This is a genomic window from Arthrobacter bambusae, from assembly GCF_022606295.1.
Lineage (GTDB): Bacteria > Actinomycetota > Actinomycetes > Actinomycetales > Micrococcaceae > Arthrobacter > Arthrobacter bambusae_A.
In genome coordinates, this window is record NZ_JAHHZS010000003.1 from 1 (window position 1) to 17,442 (window position 17,442).

Genomic DNA, 17,442 nt, shown 5'->3' on the forward strand with positions numbered 1-17,442 from the left:
CAATGGCTCCGGCTTTTTTTGCTACTTCTTCCTCATCCTCAAGTGGGCCACCGGATCGGCAGCGGCGTCGGATTCGTGCTTGGCACGCTTCACTGCCCGTTTCTCCTTGATGGACTTCATACTCTTCTTCGCCTCGTGCTGGTGCGGCGCTTTGTCAGGCATGTCATGCTCCCTAACTACGGGTCTTCCGTGAAGATCCTGCAAAGAGGGTCCTGAAGGGCCCTCTCTTTGTAAGCTACGCCTGTTTCAGGCGAAATCAACCGGCCCCCAAACGCCCAGTATTTAGGCTTCGGACGCCGGAACGTCAACGATACCCACGAACCGGGAGCCGATTCCCTCGTACTCGCTCCGGACCTCTCCAGGCAGGATTCCGGGAACCTCGCTGTTCCGGTGGTGGCCACAGAAGACGTAGGTGAACTCGGGCCACCATTTCTTGGGACGCGCGGCCTCGGTGTAGCCGCACACCACGCAGCTGAGGTGCACCCACACGGGACGCTTGCCGGTACGGTTGGCGCGGGATTGGACGAGCCATGGCGGTGGATTGTCTTGCAGCTCCCTCAGCTCGGCTTGTGAAAGCCTGGAGGGGATGCCGTGGCGTTGGGCCATTTCCATCGGGATATCAAGGGCCAGTGCGGCGTCACGTCTGCTAATCACCATTCAACGATACGGGACTTTCGCCGTTGCAGAACTGCGGCAGAACCGCCGCAGGACCGGGCAGGAATCCGGACGGCAAAGGACAAGCAGGCGTAGGCTGTGCTCATGACCGACGCAGCGGCCCTGCTGCCAAGCACCCCGCTTCAAAAGCGGGTCCTTGTTGTGGCTATTGTGGCTTCCTTCATCGCCATTTTGGATGGCTTCGTGGTGAACCTCGCGCTCCCCGCGATCGGCCGCGAACTGGGTGGCGGCCTCGTTATCCAGCAATGGGTGGTGGATGCCTACCTGCTGACCCTGGGCGCGCTGATCCTGGTGGCCGGATCCCTGTCCGACCACTTCGGCCGCGCCCGCATCCTGGAATGGGGACTCGCCGGCTTCACCCTTACCTCCGTCACGTGCGGCCTCGCCTGGAACGGCGAGGTGCTGGTGGTTTCGCGGGCCCTCCAGGGGATTGCCGGGGCCTTGCTCGTCCCGAGTTCGCTTGCCATGATCGTTACGTTCTTCTCCGGGCCCGCGCAGTCCAAGGCAATCGGCCAATGGTCCGGTTGGACCAGCGCGGCCGCCATCGTCGCTCCGCTGATCGGCGGCGCATCGGTCGATCTGCTGTCCTGGCGCGTAATCTTCTTCATCAATGTGATTCCTGCCGTTGCAGTCTGGCCGATCCTCGCCGGGCTGCGGAAGTCCGATGCCGCCGTGGACAGGAGCAAGAAGATCGACTACCTCGGCGCGTTCCTGGCCATGGTGGGCCTGGGCGGTCCGGTCTACGCCTTCATCGAACAGGGGCGCATGGGCTGGAGTAACATGGTCGTCTGGATGCCGCTCGCCCTCGGGGCCGTAGGGTTGGCCCTCTTCCTGGTCCACGAAGCCAGGACCCCGGAACCGATGCTTCCCCTGCGGCTCTTCGGCATCCGCAATTTCGGCTGGGGAAACATCGCCACGCTCGCCATTTACGGTGCCCTGTCATTGGGCTTCTTCGCCGTAGGCATCTACTTGCAGCAAGTGGGAGGGATGAAAGCCACCACCGCGGGCATCGCGTTGCTTCCCGCGACTGTCCTCCTGATGCTCACGGCTTCATTCTTCGGGGGACTGGCGGGCAAGTACGGTCCGCGGTGGTTCATGACGGCCGGTCCGTTCATCTGCGGGGTCGGGTTCCTCATGACCTTGGCCGTCCAGGAGCCCTTGAACTACTGGACCCAAGTGTTGCCCGGGCAGATCGTCTTCGGGATCGGCCTCAGCACCTTGGTGGCGCCCCTGACCGCGGCCATCCTCGGCGCGGTACCGACTCAAGAGGCGGGGATCGGTTCCGCTGTGAACAACGCCGTTGCCCGGATCGCAGGCTTGATCTGCATCGCGTTTGCCGGGCTCATCATCGGTCCTGTCTTCAGCCGCCAAGGCCTCATGAATGCCGTGGTGGTCACCGCCTCGCTGTTCTTCCTCGGCGCGGTGGCATCCGCCGTCGGGATCCGGAACCCGGTGGTGGGCGCGGCGGTAGTGGACTCGTCGCAAGGTCCAGCCCCCGACGACGGCGGGACGGCTGCCCAGCGCGCCTGAACAGTGCGCTCCAAGACGCTGTGACGGTTCCGTCAGCTTTCCGCGAGGACGCAGCCTTCGTGTTCGGCGTCGGTGGCCACCCAGAGCGCGGAAGCGACCTCGTCCGCGAGATCGTAATCGCGGCTTCCCGGGCCCTTCCCGATCCGGACCACCAGCGCACCGCCGAACGGCTTGCGGCCAATCACCTCGATGCTGGCGTCGAGGTCGATTTCCTCGGCTGAAAGGTAGCGCAACAGCTCAGGGTTTTCGTCGCTGATCCGGGTGATCTTGCCGGAATGGCCGTCGTCGAGCTCGATCATCCGGTGCGCGTGCGGCAGGCTCACCGAACCGTCCGCGGCGGGGATGGGGTCACCATGGGGATCGCGTCCCGGGTTGCCCAATTTGGCGGCCATGCGATCGATGAAGGTGTCCGAGACAGCGTGCTCGAGCATTTCGGCCTCGTCATGGACTTCATCCCAGCTGTAGCCCAACTCCCTCACCAGGTAGGTTTCGATCAGGCGGTGCCGGCGGACCATGCCCAGGGCAAGATGCATTCCTTGGGGGGTCAAAGTGATGGCGCTGTACGGCTGGTGGTCCACCAGGCCTTGGTCCTTGAGCTTGCGGACCATCTCCGAGACGGAGGAGTTGGCGACACCGAGCCGCTGCGCGAGCTGTGAGGACGTGATGGGTTTGTCCTGCCACTCCGTAAAGGAGTAGATGACCTTGACGTAGTCCTCGATGGAGGAGGAGGGCGCACTGGTCTTCACGGTTCCAAGCCTATCGTGTGCCGGCGGCATCAGGCTTTGCGCGCCCGCCAGCTCTGCGTGAGATAGGGCAGGGGGATGACCTTGTCCTCTGCATGGCCCAGATGTTCGAAGAGATACCACCGGAGATTGCCCATGACCTTCGCCCGGGTGGCATCGTTCGCCCTGAGATAATAGCTGCGCGACTTCACGAGTTCGAGGATGTCTGCCGGAGCCAAGGGATCCTCCCAGCGCGTGACGTGGTTTTCGAGGCCGGTGAACTCGGGGCCCACCACTGGCCGGAAGTCCGGTTTGTGGACATCGCCGGCATGCATGATGCGGGACAGGCGATGGACCCAGGGCACCGAAGTGTCCAATTGGTTCCAGATCAAGCCGATGACGCCGTGGGGTCGAAGGATCCGGGCGATCTCAGTGCTCGCGGCGAGCGGATCGCACCAGTGCCAGGCTTGGGCAACGCTGACGACGTCGAATGCTGAGTCCGCCAGCCCGGTTGCCTCTGCCGTGCCCTCCAGGGCGATCACCTGTGGATACGCTTTGCGCAGTTGGGTGAGCATGTCCGTGGAGGGGTCCACTGCCGACACCGCCAGCCCCCGCTCGACGAGCAGCGAGGTGAACTTTCCGGTGCCGGCGCCGATGTCTGCCGCGTCCCGAGCCCCCTCCGGCAGCAGCCAGTCGGCTGAATCCGCCGGGTAGCCCGGTCGGACCCGCTCATAGTGTTCTCCGCCGTCCTGGAAACTCCGACCGAGTTCGAGTCGGCGTTCCTCATAAAGCTTGGGGCCGGCTGAGGTGCCTTTGGGTCGCGGGGCCACGCGGGGACTCCTTCGTAGGACAGGAAAAATACCCTACGAATCTATCGCAATCAGTCGGTGCTGCAGGGTGCGGCGCCTGCGGTCCCGGGAGTATTGGGAGCCCACTCCGGGTAGCTGCGGTGATCGTTCGCGGGCACCCAACGGCCGGCATCCACCACGTAGTCCCAGCCGAGGCCGTTGCTTTTGAGGGCCTGGATGCCCGCGATGAGCCGGGTGGCGTCTTCCAAACGCGACCCCACGCCGAAGCTGGCTCGCAGCGATCCGGAGGGAAGGCCAAGGCGCTTGAGCAGGGGGTGGGCGCAAAAGCGTCCGTCCCGCAGGCCGATGCCGTGCTCGGCCGCGAGATAGGCCGCGACGAGTCCGGCGTCGTAGCCCTGGAGCGAGAAGTTCACGACGCCGATCGTGTCCTGGGGATCCGTGTCGCTGAAGATCTGGTGCACGGTCACGCCGTCGATTTGCTTGAGGCCCTCGACCAGGTGCGAGCGGATGGCGGCCTCGTGGGCGTGCCATTCTTCGTGGTCGAGGCTGGCAATGACCTGTGTGGCCCGGGCCAGGGTGGCCGCGCCGAGCACGTTCGGAGAGCCCCCTTCGTGCCTTGCCGGCCCCGTGGCCCAGCTGACGGAATCAAGGCGTGCCTCGCGGACGGCGCCGCCTCCTGCCAGGTGCGGTGTGCCGGCGTCGAGCCAGTCGGGGCGCCCCACCAGGACGCCGGCACCGAACGGTGCATAGAGCTTGTGCCCCGAGAAGACCAGGTAGTCCACCTCCGCGGCGGCGATATCGATCCGGCGATGAGGGGCGAGTTGCGCCGCGTCCACCACGATCCGCGCCCCGAATTCGTGGGCCAAGGCTGCGAGGTCCTTGATGGGCAGGATCTCGCCGGTCACGTTCGACGCGCCGGTGACCGCCAGAAGGCTGACGCCACCCTGGGAGAGTGCCGTGCGGACAGCGGCAACAGTCTCGGACAATGTTCCGGCGGCAACGATGCTGCGATGGGGGACACCTTGCCATGGGAGCAGATTGGCGTGGTGCTCGATGTCCAGGTACAGGACTTCGCCGGTATGCCTTCCGTCCTCAACCGGCAAGCAACCCGCCAGCAGGTTGAGGGAATCGGTGGTGTTGCGCGTGAAAATGACGGAATCGTCCGGCCTGCCGCCAACGAAGTCACGGACGATGTTACGGGCGTTCTCGTAGACCGAGGTGCTGATTTGCGAGGCATAGCCGGCGCCGCGGTGGACGCTCGCATAGTACGGCAGGATTTCGTTGAGGTATGCGGAGACCACGGTCAGTGCAGGCGCGGAAGCGCCGTAGTCGAGGTTTGCGTAGCGGATCTGGCCGCCCTGGATCAAGGGCGCCTGCAGCTCCGCTCCAGTGACGGCGGCCAATGGGCGCGATGCCGGAGTCCGGGACTCACCGTGCCGCTGCGCAGGATCATGGTGCTGCGAAAGAGCCGTGGAAGAAATTGTGGCTGTGCTCATGGGACCTCACTCAAGAGGGACCCCTGCGTGCAGGGGGTCCGCGCTTGCCGCATCCGTTCCGGACCGGCCCGGTCGTCACCCGGGGCACCCCGCCGCGATGGAGGGTTGCCGGCCAGCAAACCGGGGTTTCGCGCTGGCACTCGTGACCTGTAAAGAGATTAGGACACCGGCAAGGCCGGTTCCAATGTGACCGCGATTGTTAAGCGGATTGTTACACCGCCCGAAAAATGTGCCTTCCGCCGAAGAAAAAGCAGCGGACGCCCCGGAAAGGGGGCGTCCGCCGTCGTTTGTTCAGTGAATGGGCGGATTAGAGGAGGTCGTCGAGTTCGGGGTTGAGCCTCTTGAGGACCTCGGAGTGCAGGATCGAGTTAGTGGCGACGGCGTTTCCGCCGAAGGGGCCATCCGCGCCATCCAGGGACGTGAAGCGTCCGCCGGCCTCGGTCACGATCGGCACCAAGGCGGCCATGTCGTAGACCTGGAGTTCCGGTTCGGCGGCGATGTCCACGGCGCCCTCGGCCACGAGGCAGTAGGACCAGAAATCCCCGTACGCACGGCTGCGCCAGACATCGTTCTCGAGGCCCAGGAAGTTGTCCAGCTTCCCGTGCTGCTTCCACTCGGAAAGCTCGGAGTAGGAGAGCGAGGCGTCTTCGAGCCGGGACACGTTGGAAACTTTCAAGCGGGTGGCCGCGGCCAGCGACCGGCCCATGTAGGCGCCCGAGCCCTTGGCCGCCCACCAACGCTTGCCGAGCGCCGGAGCGCTCACGAGCCCCACCACTACCTCGCCCTCGTCCACGAGGGCGATCAGCGTTGCCCAGACGGGTACGCCACGCACGAAGTTCTTGGTCCCGTCGATGGGATCGATGATCCAACGCCTCGAGCCGTGGCCCGTGCTGCCGAATTCCTCCCCGAGGACGGCGTCACGGGGGCGGGAACGGGAAAGCTGCCCGCGGATCGCTTCCTCGGCGGCTTTGTCGGCATCGGTGACTGGGCTCAGGTCGGGTTTGGTCTCCACCTGAAGGTCCAGCGCCTTGAACCGCTCCATTGTCAGGGAATCGACGGAGTCGGCCAGGACATGTGCCAGCCGCAGGTCGTCGTTGTAGCTCGAATCGGGTTGGGTCATGGTTCCAAACTACCGTCTCTTCGCCGGTGAGCCGGGGAGGTAGGACGGCAGCGGCGCAGTTAGTTGACTGTACCCAGTTCCTTGGTTTCCTGTGCTTCCATGCGCGGGTCCGCGCCGAGAAGCCGGCGCAACGATGCCAAGCGGGCCGGGCCCGACTCACCGGCGTGGCCATCGGCGACCCACGAATCCAGCCCGCACCGCACAGCGTTGGCATCGTGCTTGCAGCCCCGCTCGCACATTTCGGTCCCGGGTTCGAGGTCCGGGAAGGCATGCAGGATGCGGTCCGGGTTCACGTGGGCGAGGCCGAAGGAACGGATGCCGGGCGTATCGATGATCCAGCTTCCGCCGGGGGCGTCGCTGAGCTTCAGGGCAAGGGCAGACGACGAGGTGTGCCGTCCGCGCCCCGTCACCGCGTTGACCCCGCCGGTGGCGCGCTCGGCACCGGTCAGGGCATTCACCATGGTGGATTTCCCGACGCCGGAATGGCCCAGGAGCACGGTGACCTTGCCGTCGAGGTAGTCCCGCAGCTGGCCGACGGCGTCACTGTCGAGGCGTGCGGACAGACCGTCGTCCGAACGGGCGTCGATGCCGGAGGCGCCTGCGTCGGCCGTCCGGCTGATGATGATGGGGAAACCCAGGCTCACGTAGTTGGCGAGCAGTTCCGTCGGATCCTTGACATCCGCTTTGGTGACGAGCAGCAGCGGCTCGATCCCGGCGTCGTACGCTGCCACGAGGGCGCGGTCGATGAATCCGGTACGCGGTTCCGGGTTGGCGGCCGCCACCACCACCACGAGCTGATCGGCGTTGGCGACGACGGCGCGTTCGATCGGATCGGTGTCGTCGGCACTTCGCCGCAGGAGGGTCTTCCGCTCCTCGACCCGCACGAGGCGGGCGAGGGTGTCCGGGGCTCCTGAAACATCGCCGACGAGCGCGACGAAGTCCCCCGGAACCACGGGGGAGCGCCTCAGTTCCCGTGCGCGGGCGGCAATGACAATGCGCTCGTTGTCCGAGCTTTCATCCACGATCGCGGTGTAGCGGCCGCGGTCGACGGTGACGATGCGCCCGATCACGGCGTCGTCGTGGCTGGGGCGGTCCTTCGTGCGGGGGCGTGTGCCCTTCTTGTTGGGGCGGATCCGGACGTCGGACTCATCCCAGGAGCGTGCGTCGCGGGCCATCGTCAGTTGCTTGTCTCCGTTGAACCGGCGGCCGCGGCCGCTGGCCCTGCACTGAGCATCGACGTCCAGATCTGCGGGAATTCGGGCATGGTCTTGGACGTCGTCGCGATGTCTTCGACCCGGACACCCTCGACGGCGAGCCCAAGGATGGCGCCCGCCGTAGCCATGCGGTGGTCGGCGTAGCTATGCACGACGCCGGAGTGCAGCGCTGCGGGCCGGATTACCAGGCCGTCGCTGGTTTCCTCGGCGTCGCCGCCAAGCCGGTTGATTTCGGCGACGAGCGCGGCCAGCCTGTCCGTCTCGTGTCCGCGCAGGTGCGCGATGCCGGTGAGCCGGGAAGGGCTGGTTGCCAAGGCGCACAATGCCGCTACCGTGGGGGCGAGTTCGCTCGTTTCGTCGAAGTCCGCGCCCAGGATCTCGGAACCGCCGGTGACTGTCAGGGTCCCGTTGTCCAGCGTGACGGTAGCGCCCATGGTGGCAAGAATGTTCCGCCAGAGATCTCCGACTTGCGTGGTGCTGGCAGGCCAGTTGGGGATCCGCACGGTTCCCTTCGTGGCGAGCGCCGCGGCGAGGAAGGGACCCGCGTTGGAGAGGTCCTGTTCGATTCGCTCGTCGAACGCCTGGATGGCGCCGGGGGAGACTCGCCAATGGTTCGGCACGGAGTCATCTACCTGGACTCCAACCCCGCGCAGGACCGCCACAGTCATGTTGATGTGGTCGAGGCTCGGCACGGGCTTGCCGACATGCTCGAGGTGCAGGCCCTCTTCGAAACGGGCACCGACGAGCAGCAGGGCGGAGACGAACTGCGAGGAAGCGCTCGCGTCGATCACCAAGTGGCCACCGCGCACTGAGCCCGTGCCGGAGACCTTGAACGGCAAGGAGCCCGGCGCCTTCCCGTCCATGGCGCTGACGTCCACTCCGAGGGTCCGGAGGGCTTCGATGATGGTGCCCATGGGACGCTGGCGTGCGTGCGGATCGCCGTCAAACACCGAAGCGCCGTTGCGAAGTGCCGCAAGCGGCGGCACGAAGCGCATGACCGTGCCGGCCAGGCCGCAGTCGATGGCGGTCTCCGATGCCGCCGCCGCAGGGTCGATCGGGGTGACTTCAAGGTCCGGTCCGTACTGTCCATCGCCGGGAACCTCTGTAATGGTGGCGCCAAGCCGGCGCAGGGCCTCGACCATCAGCGCCGAATCGCGCGAATGCAAGGGTGCACGCAACCTGCTGGGGCCGTTGGCCAATGCCGCCAGGACCAGATAGCGGTTGGTCAGCGACTTCGAACCAGGAACCGTGACCGTGGCATCCACAGGGTGGCTGGCGAAGGGTGCGGGCCACAGGGGAAGCGCGGAAGCTGTGCTCGTCCCTGAATCGTCTGTCTGCGTGGCGGGGGTTCCTGGCATGCTTCCTTATGCTCCAACTGCGTTGTCTACGGCCTTGCGGACGGCCCGGTCTGTCTTCTTGAACTGCTTGCCTGTGGCCTTCTTGGCGTCGATGGCGAGGTGTTCGGCGCGCCATGCGAGGCTCGGTTTGCCGGCAGTGTCGACGGCGGCAAGGAGAACCCCGCCGGTCAGGGAAATGTTCTTGAGCAACTGGGCGCGACGGGCGAGCCGGCCTTCCTTCGTGCTGATGTCGGCAGAACGCCACTCAACAAAGGTGTTCAGGACCGAGATCCCCGCAAGCAGCGTTGCCGAGAACCGGGAGCACTTGCCGAGGGCGAGCAGGGCGCCTGCCCCCACCTGGGTGCCGCCAATGAGCCGCGCCAGCATCTTCTCGTTCGCCGGGAAAGGTAGCGACTCGGAAGCGCGGCGGAGCAGCGGAGAGAGCTGCTTGGCTGTGTCATCCGCATTCTTGAGCTTGTCCAGCCCTGCGACGACAAAACTGGAAGCCAACATTGGCCTGGCGAGAAAACGGACGAGGGACATGTCTTTGCCTCCTGGATGGCTTGCCACGGTGTTCAGGTGGTGCTGCGTTGAAGTGGTGCGGTGTTCACGGGGTGCAGTCGGATCTAGTCTTGCATCTTTGCGGAATATTTGCCCGGAGCTTGCCGTTGTCAGAAGAAGGTGCGGTTTGGGCCGGACCTTGGATTGTGGCGTGTGCGTTGTGCCGCGCTTAGTCGTGTCGTTTGAGTGGAGATGGTTTTTTGGCCTTGGTGAAGGACCGCGAAGGACGCTTGGCGCGTGCGCGGGAGCTGCCACTGGACTCCCGGCGGGTGACAGTAGACTTGGATGCAATGAGCACCATGGATCCGGCCGCAGCGGCCATGTACAAAGCAGCGACGGAAGTCACGGACGCAACGTCCGACGGCGACGCAACTGTTGAGGCCGACGTCGAGATGGCAGTGGACTTCGCAAGCGAGACGCCCGAACAGCGGAGGGCCCGCTTCGAACGGGACGCCATGCAATATGTCGACCAGCTCTATTCGGCTGCCATGCGCATGGCCAGGAATCCGTCAGACGCCGAGGACCTGGTCCAGGAGGCCTACACCAAGGCATTCTCGGCCTTCCACCAGTACAAGCCGGGTACCAACCTCAAGGCGTGGCTGTACCGCATCCTGACCAACACGTACATCAACCTGTACCGGAAGCGACAGCGCGAACCGTTGCAGTCGAATTCGGACTCCATCGAAGACTGGCAGCTGGCGCGGGCGGAATCCCATACATCCGCGGGGCTGCGCTCTGCGGAGGCGGAAGCTCTGGATCATTTGCCCGACTCGGACGTGAAGAGCGCGCTGCAGTCCATTCCGGAGGAATTCCGGCTCGCGGTGTACTTCGCTGACGTCGAGGGCTTCGCATACAAAGAAATATCAGACATCATGAATACCCCGATCGGCACGGTCATGTCCCGGCTTCATCGCGGCAGGAAGATGTTGCGCGATCTGCTGGCGGATTACGCCGCAGAACGGGGAATCAGCGCCGGCGCGGAAGAAAAGGCCTTGGCCGTGGGCGCGGCCACAAGCAAAAAACAGGAGAAAAGGAAATGAGCTGCCAAGGATTGGGCGACTGCGACGATGCTCGGATGCAGCGTATCTACGAGTACCTCGATGGTGCGTTGACCCGCGAGGACATCGCGGAGATCAAAGTGCATCTGGAAGACTGCCCGGAGTGCACCGAGCAATACGACCTTGAGTGCGTCATCCGTACTGTGGTGAAGCGCTCCTGTACGGAAGCGGCTCCTGAGAATCTCAAGAACTCGATCCTGGACAGGATCCACGCTATGAAGTCCGTGGACGTCTAAGAGCCTGGAACGGCAAGGGCCCCGGAAACCTGATGGTTTCCGGGGCCCTCCGCATTAAGTCTTACGCTAAGCCGCTGGCTTAGGTGTTGGGACGCTTGCCGTGGTTTGCGCCGCCGCGCTTACGGTCACGACGCTTACGTGCACGCTTGCTCATAGCTGGCCTCCTTAGATTCTTGATACTCAATAAAGCTGCCCTCCAGTCTCCCACATCCGGGGGCCGCCCCGCGAACCGCGGGCTGGGACCCAAGGGAAAGAGGGCTGCCCCAGCAGGAAGCCCGGGCCTAGCCCCGCAGGGAATTCCGGATGGAGATCCTGGCCTGGTCCAGGACCGTCCGCACGGTCTCAAGGGCGATCGGAGTCAAGGCCTTGGAGCCGGCGTGCTGTCGCAACTCCACGCGGATGTCGTCGCGGAAGGACTGGACCATCATTTCGGCTTCCTTCAGGATGCGGTGTCCCTCCGGAGAGTAGCTTCCGGCCCACGACTGGAATTCCGCGGACTTCGCGTTGGCTCTGGCGGCTTCGGCGGTCGCGGCGAGGTCTGCGCGCAGGCCGCGCATGTTGCTGCGGATGTCGTCGCGGAGGTTATCGGCCAACCGTCGCACGGAGGCCGAGATGTTGTCCTCGACGTCGGCGAGTTCCTGCCGCCGGCTGTTGAGTTCCGCCAGTCCCGCCGCGGTGATGGAGTAGTTGGTGCGGCGCCCGTCGCTGCTCGTCGCTACCAGTCCTTCCTCCTCGAGTTTGCCGAGGCGCGGGTAGATGGTTCCGGCGCTGGGGGAGTAGGTCCCCCCGAAGCGTTCGCCGAGGGCCTTGATGAGCTCGTAGCCGTGCTTGGGGCCCGATTCCAGGAGCGCCAGCAGATAGAGCCGCAGGGCTCCGTGGGCGAAGACGGGCGGCATCAGACTTCCTCTTCTCCGGGGACCGAGTGCGTTGTTCCGGGTGTTGGCGCACCGCCATGGATGATGGAGGTCTTTCCGGATACCGAATTGGTGCGCGCCACCATGAGCCGCTGGTCGGGGCCGGCGATGGTCTGGACCTTTCCGCCGGACTGGGCGTACAGCTGGTCGTCGATCATCACAGTGCCGCTCGCCGTTTTGGCGACGATATCCACGCCGACGTCATGCGGGAGGCGGATGGTGAGGTCGCCTGAAACGGAATTGGCTCCGAAATCCTGGGTATAGCCGTGAAGGTCGAAGCTGAGGTCTCCGCTGACAGTATTGGCCCGGATGTTCTTGAAGCGGCCCGACGCCGTGACTTCGCCCGAGACGCTCTTGGCTGTCATGACGCCGTCGTGGTTGCGGGCGATGACTTCGCCGCTGACAGTGTTGACGTGAAGCTCGCCCCGCGTACCGTCCGCGAGGACGGACCCGGACACCGTGTTGAGGCGGATATGGCCGCTGACGCCGGAGACCATGCCGTCACCGCCCACGGTTCCCGCTTCGACATCGACGCCGGCGGGCAGTGCGATGCTGATGGCGATCGTGTTGGTGCTGGTGTTGTTGACGGTCCCCATGAGGTTGCGGAACCAGCCCTGCGGGCCGTGCAATTGGTGGCGGACTTCGAGCCGGTCGTCAACGAGGCTGACGCTCAATGGGTCGCCGGCGATTTCCGAGACTTCGATCCGGGTGATTGCTTCGTCGTGCGCGACGACGTCGAAACGGCCCTTGACGATCCCCAGCTTGAGTGAGCGGACGCCGTCGACGTCGATGGTCTGCGGACCGGTAACGGTCCAATTCTCTTCTGTCATGACCCCTCCAATGGTGCGCCATTAGTTGCGATATATCGCGTATGGAAATCAAGATATATCGCGAATCCCATCGTGGCAATGGGTTCTGCTGGAGGAGAGGTGTTTCTTGGTCCCGGTTATTCCGGCTGGGCGATCCTCAGCCATTGGAACCAGCCGCGGTGCAACACAAGCCATGCCATGAGCCCGTAGCCGGCTTGGCCCGGCGTACCGCCATTCGCGGCGAGGTCGGTGCGCCATTGTTCGTGGTTGATCAACGGCGAGAACGTGTCGACATACTGGTGGTTGCGGCGGGTGGTGACGTCGGCGAAAGCGGCATTGAGTTCCGCGATCCGGCGGTTCTTGGCCGGGTCCAGCGTAGGCGGCGGGCCGACCACGAATACTTCGATGTTGCTTTGGGACGCCCCATCCAGGATGTTGGCCAGATTGAGGCGGCTGCGCGCGGTGGAAAGGCCGAATTCGATGTCGCGGCCGGACAGACCGATCACGAGGCGGTTTTCGTGGACGTTGCTGAATCGCCTTCCGGCTTCGTCGAGCCAGCGCGCCGCAAGGCCTTCCGTTCCCTCCATGGGGCAGGGAAGAGAGTAGCTCTCCACGAGGACGGAGTCCTGGGGAGTCCGCGCGAGAACCCTTCCGAGCCAGCCCAAGGCCCTGGGGTCACCGAGCCCGGCGAGTAGTTCATCACCAACAGCTGCGATGCGCAGCTTCCTGTCTTCCACAGTTACCTCTTCACCAAACGTTGCGGTCCTTGCACTGTGTCCGGCCGGGCGGCTTGATCACCGGACACTTGTTCCATTAAACAGAACTGCCCGGCTGGAAGCGGGTATTGAACCTCCAGCCGGGCAGCCGCCGTCTTACTTGCGTTCGAATGCCTGCTTGAGCAAGGTGGCCTGCTCGGCGCTGTGGCGCTTCATGGAACCGGCCGCCGTGGAGGCCGATGCCGGACGCGAGACGAGCCGGACCGTGCGGTCCAGTGCCTGCGGCAGGTTCAGGCCGATGAACGGCCACGGACCCTGGTTGGCGGGTTCGTCCTGCGCCCAGACGATATCGGCGTTCGGGTACTTGGCCAGTTCCGCCTCGAGCTGGGCCTGGGGCAGCGGGTACAGCTGCTCCAGGCGGATGATCGCCGTCGAGGTGTCGCCGGTCTTCTGGCGGTTGGCCAGAAGATCGTAGTAGAGCCGGCCGGAAACCAGGATCACGCGATCGACGCTCTGGGCTTGAAGGGACTCGTGCTCGCCGATGACCGGCTTGAACCCGCCCGTGGTGAAGTCCTCCACCGCAGAAGCCGCACCCTTGAGGCGCAGAAGCTGTTTCGGGGTGAAGATGATGAGCGGCTTGCGGGGACGGCTGTAGGCCTGCCGGCGCAGCAAGTGGAAGTGCGAGGCAGCGGTGGTCGGGTTCGCCACGATCATGTTGTCTTCGGCACAAAGCTGCAGGAACCGCTCGATGCGTGCGGACGAGTGGTCCGGTCCCTGGCCTTCGTAGCCGTGGGGCAGCATGAGCACGAGCGAGGAACGCTGGCCCCACTTCTGCTCGGCAGAGGAGATGAATTCGTCGATAATGGTCTGCGCACCGTTGACGAAGTCACCGAACTGGGCCTCCCACAACACCAAGGCGTCCGGGCGTTCCACGGAGTATCCGTATTCGAAGCCCATGGCTGCGTATTCCGACAACAAGGAGTCGTAGATCCACAGCTTGGCCTGATCGTTGCTCAGGTTGCCCAGCGGCATCCATTCGCTGCCGTTCGCGCGGTCGTGGAAGACGGCGTGACGCTGCACGAAGGTGCCGCGACGGGAGTCCTGGCCGGCGAGGCGGACGGGGACGCCCTCCATGACGAGCGAACCAAAGGCTGCGATCTCGCCGAAGCCCCAGTCGATGCCGCCTTCGCGGGACATCTGCTCACGCTTCTCAAGGAGCTGCTTGAGCTTGGAGTGGACCGTGAAGCCTTCCGGAATATCGAGGTGTGCCTGGCCGATCCGCTGCAGCATTTCGGCTGAGATGGCGGTGGTGGCAGGCGCGTTGGTGCCGAAGTCCGCCTGCTGGGCGATGGGACGCTCGATGTCCGAGACCGCAGCGGAGTCCGCCGTGATGATCGGGATAGGCGAAGTCTGTGCGGCATGGGTCTCCGCGAAGACGCGCTCGAGGCGTTCCTGGTAGTCGCGCAGCAACTGTTCGGCTTCGTCCTCGGTGATGTCGCCGCGGCCGATGAGGGATTCCGTGTAGAGCTTGCGGACGGAGCGCTTGGCTTCGATGAGGTTGTACATGAGCGGCTGCGTCATCGAGGGGTCGTCGCCCTCGTTGTGTCCACGGCGGCGGTAGCACACCATGTCCACGATGACGTCCTTGTGGAAGCGCTGGCGGAACTCGTAGGCCAGTTGCGCGATGCGCACGACGGCCTCGGGGTCGTCGCCGTTCACATGGAAGATCGGGGCCTGGATCATCTTGGCAACGTCGGTGGAGTACGTCGAGGAACGCGACGACGACGGCGCGGTGGTGAAACCGACCTGGTTGTTCACGATGATGTGGATGGTTCCACCGGTGCGGTAACCACGCAGCTGGGACAGGTTGAGCGTCTCCGCCACAACGCCCTGGCCGGCAAAGGCAGCGTCACCGTGGACCATGATGGGCAGCACGGGGAAGTCCTCGCCCTGGTCCAGCCGGTCCTGCTTGGCCCGGACGATGCCCTCGAGCACGGAGTCCACCGCTTCAAGGTGGGACGGGTTGGCGGCGAGGTAGACCTTGGTCTCATTGCCGTTGTCCGAAGTGAAGGTGCCCTCGGTGCCGAGGTGGTACTTGACGTCGCCCGAACCCTGCACGGAGCGGGGGTCCTGGGTGCCTTCGAATTCGCGGAACACCTGGGCGTACGTCTTGCCCGCGATATTTGTGAGCACGTTGAGGCGGCCGCGGTGGGCCATGCCGATCGCGACCTCGTCGAGTCCGTCGTCGGCGGCGTCGGAGATGATGGTGTCCAGCAACGGAATCAGGGATTCCCCGCCTTCGAGGGAGAAGCGCTTCTGGCCCACGAACTTGGTCTGCAGGAAGGTCTCGAAGGCCTCTGCAGCGTTGAGCTTGGAGACGATGCGCAGCTGCTCTTCGCGGCTCGGCTTGGAGTACGGGTGCTCCACCTGGTCCTGGAACCACTTGCGTTCTTCAGGCTCCTGGATGTGCATGTATTCAATGCCCGTGGTCCGGCAGTAAGCGTCGCGGAGAACGCCCAGGATGTCGCGGAACTTGAGCATCGGCCTGCCGCCGAAGCCGCCGGTGGGCCACTCGCGGTCCAGGTCCCACAGGGTGAGGCCATACGTCAGAACGTCGAGGTCCGGGTGCTTGCGCTGCACGTACTCAAGCGGGTTCGTGTCTGCCATGAGGTGGCCACGGACCCGGTAGGAATGGATCAGCTGCTGGATGCGGGCAACCTTGTTGATCTCGTCAGCCGGGTCGACCTGGAGGTCGGGGCTCCAGCGGACGGGCTCGTAAGGAATGCGCAGCGCTTCGAAGATCTCGTCGTAGAAGTTCTGGGCGCCCAGGAGGAGCTGGTGGACGAGCTTGAGGAACTCGCCGCTTCCGGCGCCCTGGATGACGCGGTGATCGTAGGTGGAAGTCAGCGTGAGGATCTTGCTGATGGCGTTCTGGGCGATGATCTTCTCGCTGGCGCCTTGCCATTCAGCCGGGTAGTCGAGGGCTCCGACGCCGATGATGGCGGCCTGGCCCTTGGAGAGCCGGGGCACGGAGTGCACGGTGCCGATGCCACCCGGGTTTGTGAGGGAAACGGTAGTGCCTGCGTGGTCGTCCGCCGTGAGCTTGCCGTTGCGCGCACGCTTGATGAGGTCTTCGTAGGTGTGCCAGAACTCCGCGAAGTTCATGGTCTCGGCCTTCTTGATGTTGGGAACCATCAGGAGGCGCGTGCCGTCGGGCTTGGGCATGTCAATGGCGATGCCGAAGTTGACGTGTGCGGGCTGCACGGCAACCGGCTTGCCGTCTACTTCGTCGTAGTACACGTTCATCGACGGGAACTGGGACAGGGCGCGGACCACTGCGTAGCCAATGAGGTGGGTGAAGGAGACCTTGCCGCCACGGGCGCGGGCAAGGTTGGAATTGATGACGACGCGGTTGTCGATCAGGAGTTTGGCAGGAACGGCCCGGACGCTCGTGGCGGTGGGAACCTCAAGGCTCATGACCATGTTGGAAGCGATGGCCTTGGCCGGACCGCGGAGGACGGACACGACATCCTCTTCCGGGGGAGTGGGGGCCTTGGTGCTCTTGGGAAGCTGTGCCGGGATCGGCCGGGACTGGCTGCCGTCCGATGGTTTCTGCGCGCCGTCCTTGGCGACAGTGGCCGGAGCCTTCTTGACCGGCACCGCAGGAGCGGCCGGAGCAGGGGCAGCTGCCGGGGCAACCACGGGAGCAACCGGCGTCATTGCCGATGCGGCGGCCTGTGCCACGACAGGAAGTTCGCGAGTGGGAGGGTTTGCAGGGGCTGCGGATGTTCCGTTGGAGGAAGTGCCGTCAGCGGTATCGAAGGACTCGAAAAGCGGCCACCACTTGGCGTCGACCGAATTCTTGTCCTGCTGGTACCGCTCGTACAGTTCGTCAACGAGCCACTCGTTTCCGCCAAATTCCTCGGGTAGACGGTGGCTTGGCTGCTCTGGCACTTGAAATACGCCTCTTCCGTGAGTGTTGATTTCCAGCTGGCCCGGGAAACTGCAAGGGGTGCAAAGGCGAGCCAGGGTCTGGGTCCCGCGAACTCAGACCCTAGCCAGTCTAGTGACGAGCGGCGGCTATCTGCCAATAGTGGTGACCTAAATCATGTTGATCCCGATATGGCTCGGCCTCCGCTCCCTGAGAGGGCTCTTCTTCCCCGGGTTCTTCCAGCCGTTTGATGCCTCGGGAACCTTGCCTCCGCGGGGTGAAGCCGCGTGAAGTCGCGCCGCGGCCGGACTGTA

General features: G+C 64.5%; 17 protein-coding genes and 1 riboswitch. Of the genes, 3 read left to right on the top strand and 14 right to left on the bottom strand.

Going from position 1 to position 17,442, the window contains the following annotated elements:
* Positions 1-21: 21 nt before the first annotated feature.
* Positions 22-162, bottom strand: a complete 141-nt coding sequence (locus KNN17_RS02560; RefSeq protein ID WP_171983543.1) for a hypothetical protein — start codon at positions 160-162, stop codon at positions 22-24.
* 120 nt (positions 163-282) lie between these two features.
* Positions 283-657: a hypothetical protein gene (locus KNN17_RS02565; protein ID WP_241707371.1), complete on the bottom strand. Its 375-nt coding sequence runs from the start codon at positions 655-657 to the stop codon at positions 283-285.
* Between the two features lie 102 nt (positions 658-759).
* Here KNN17_RS02565 and KNN17_RS02570 point away from each other — a divergent pair, with 102 nt between their 5' ends.
* The gene (locus KNN17_RS02570) at positions 760-2,205 is read left to right on the top strand and encodes an MFS transporter (RefSeq protein ID WP_241707372.1); all 1,446 of its coding nucleotides are present in this window, start codon (positions 760-762) and stop codon (positions 2,203-2,205) included.
* A gap of 32 nt (positions 2,206-2,237) precedes the next feature.
* On the opposite strand, the gene KNN17_RS02575 is transcribed toward KNN17_RS02570, so the two are convergent.
* The 7 genes from KNN17_RS02575 to KNN17_RS02605 form a co-directional block, all read right to left on the bottom strand.
* Positions 2,238-2,951: a metal-dependent transcriptional regulator gene (locus KNN17_RS02575; protein WP_241707373.1), complete on the bottom strand. Its 714-nt coding sequence runs from the start codon at positions 2,949-2,951 to the stop codon at positions 2,238-2,240.
* 29 nt (positions 2,952-2,980) lie between these two features.
* Complete coding sequence (locus KNN17_RS02580; RefSeq protein WP_241707374.1) at positions 2,981-3,757, bottom strand: class I SAM-dependent methyltransferase; 777 nt, start codon at positions 3,755-3,757, stop codon at positions 2,981-2,983.
* A 50-nt stretch (positions 3,758-3,807) separates the two neighbouring features.
* On the bottom strand, positions 3,808-5,232 hold the full coding sequence (locus KNN17_RS02585; RefSeq protein WP_241707375.1) for an aminotransferase class V-fold PLP-dependent enzyme: 1,425 nt from the start codon (positions 5,230-5,232) through the stop codon (positions 3,808-3,810).
* Positions 5,233-5,267: 35 nt separating this feature from the next.
* A riboswitch (SAM riboswitch) is annotated at positions 5,268-5,380 on the bottom strand.
* Between the two features lie 159 nt (positions 5,381-5,539).
* Complete coding sequence (gene hisN, locus KNN17_RS02590; RefSeq protein WP_078108436.1) at positions 5,540-6,352, bottom strand: histidinol-phosphatase; 813 nt, start codon at positions 6,350-6,352, stop codon at positions 5,540-5,542.
* A 59-nt stretch (positions 6,353-6,411) separates the two neighbouring features.
* Positions 6,412-7,527: a ribosome small subunit-dependent GTPase A gene (gene rsgA, locus KNN17_RS02595; RefSeq protein WP_078108437.1), complete on the bottom strand. Its 1,116-nt coding sequence runs from the start codon at positions 7,525-7,527 to the stop codon at positions 6,412-6,414.
* A gap of 2 nt (positions 7,528-7,529) precedes the next feature.
* Positions 7,530-8,924, bottom strand: coding sequence for a 3-phosphoshikimate 1-carboxyvinyltransferase (gene aroA / locus KNN17_RS02600; protein ID WP_241707376.1), 1,395 nt, complete (start codon positions 8,922-8,924; stop codon positions 7,530-7,532).
* 6 nt (positions 8,925-8,930) lie between these two features.
* On the bottom strand, positions 8,931-9,446 hold the full coding sequence (locus KNN17_RS02605; RefSeq protein ID WP_241707377.1) for a DoxX family protein: 516 nt from the start codon (positions 9,444-9,446) through the stop codon (positions 8,931-8,933).
* Between the two features lie 218 nt (positions 9,447-9,664).
* Between KNN17_RS02605 and KNN17_RS02610 the strand changes: the two genes are divergently transcribed.
* Together KNN17_RS02610 and rsrA are read left to right on the top strand one after the other, a co-directional pair.
* Complete coding sequence (locus tag KNN17_RS02610; protein WP_372489613.1) at positions 9,665-10,504, top strand: sigma-70 family RNA polymerase sigma factor; 840 nt, start codon at positions 9,665-9,667, stop codon at positions 10,502-10,504.
* Positions 10,501-10,758, top strand: a complete 258-nt coding sequence (gene rsrA, locus KNN17_RS02615) for a mycothiol system anti-sigma-R factor (protein ID WP_028264789.1) — start codon at positions 10,501-10,503, stop codon at positions 10,756-10,758. Before KNN17_RS02610 ends, rsrA begins: the two co-directional genes overlap by 4 nt.
* A gap of 79 nt (positions 10,759-10,837) precedes the next feature.
* Here the strand turns inward: rsrA and KNN17_RS22605 are convergent, their stop codons facing one another.
* From KNN17_RS22605 to KNN17_RS02635, 5 genes are all read right to left on the bottom strand, one after another.
* Positions 10,838-10,912 carry a 50S ribosomal protein bL37 gene (locus KNN17_RS22605; protein WP_369299106.1) on the bottom strand — a complete coding sequence of 25 codons (75 nt, stop codon included), beginning with the start codon at positions 10,910-10,912 and terminating at the stop codon, positions 10,838-10,840.
* A 127-nt stretch (positions 10,913-11,039) separates the two neighbouring features.
* Positions 11,040-11,654 carry a PadR family transcriptional regulator gene (locus KNN17_RS02620; RefSeq protein ID WP_234747938.1) on the bottom strand — a complete coding sequence of 205 codons (615 nt, stop codon included), beginning with the start codon at positions 11,652-11,654 and terminating at the stop codon, positions 11,040-11,042.
* Complete coding sequence (locus KNN17_RS02625) at positions 11,654-12,502, bottom strand: DUF4097 family beta strand repeat-containing protein (RefSeq protein WP_241707378.1); 849 nt, start codon at positions 12,500-12,502, stop codon at positions 11,654-11,656. Before KNN17_RS02625 ends, KNN17_RS02620 begins: the two co-directional genes overlap by 1 nt.
* A gap of 116 nt (positions 12,503-12,618) precedes the next feature.
* Positions 12,619-13,218, bottom strand: coding sequence for a GDSL-type esterase/lipase family protein (locus KNN17_RS02630; protein WP_241707379.1), 600 nt, complete (start codon positions 13,216-13,218; stop codon positions 12,619-12,621).
* A 135-nt stretch (positions 13,219-13,353) separates the two neighbouring features.
* Positions 13,354-17,151 carry a multifunctional oxoglutarate decarboxylase/oxoglutarate dehydrogenase thiamine pyrophosphate-binding subunit/dihydrolipoyllysine-residue succinyltransferase subunit gene (locus tag KNN17_RS02635; protein ID WP_241707380.1) on the bottom strand — a complete coding sequence of 1,266 codons (3,798 nt, stop codon included), beginning with the start codon at positions 17,149-17,151 and terminating at the stop codon, positions 13,354-13,356.
* Positions 17,152-17,442: the final 291 nt, after the last annotated feature.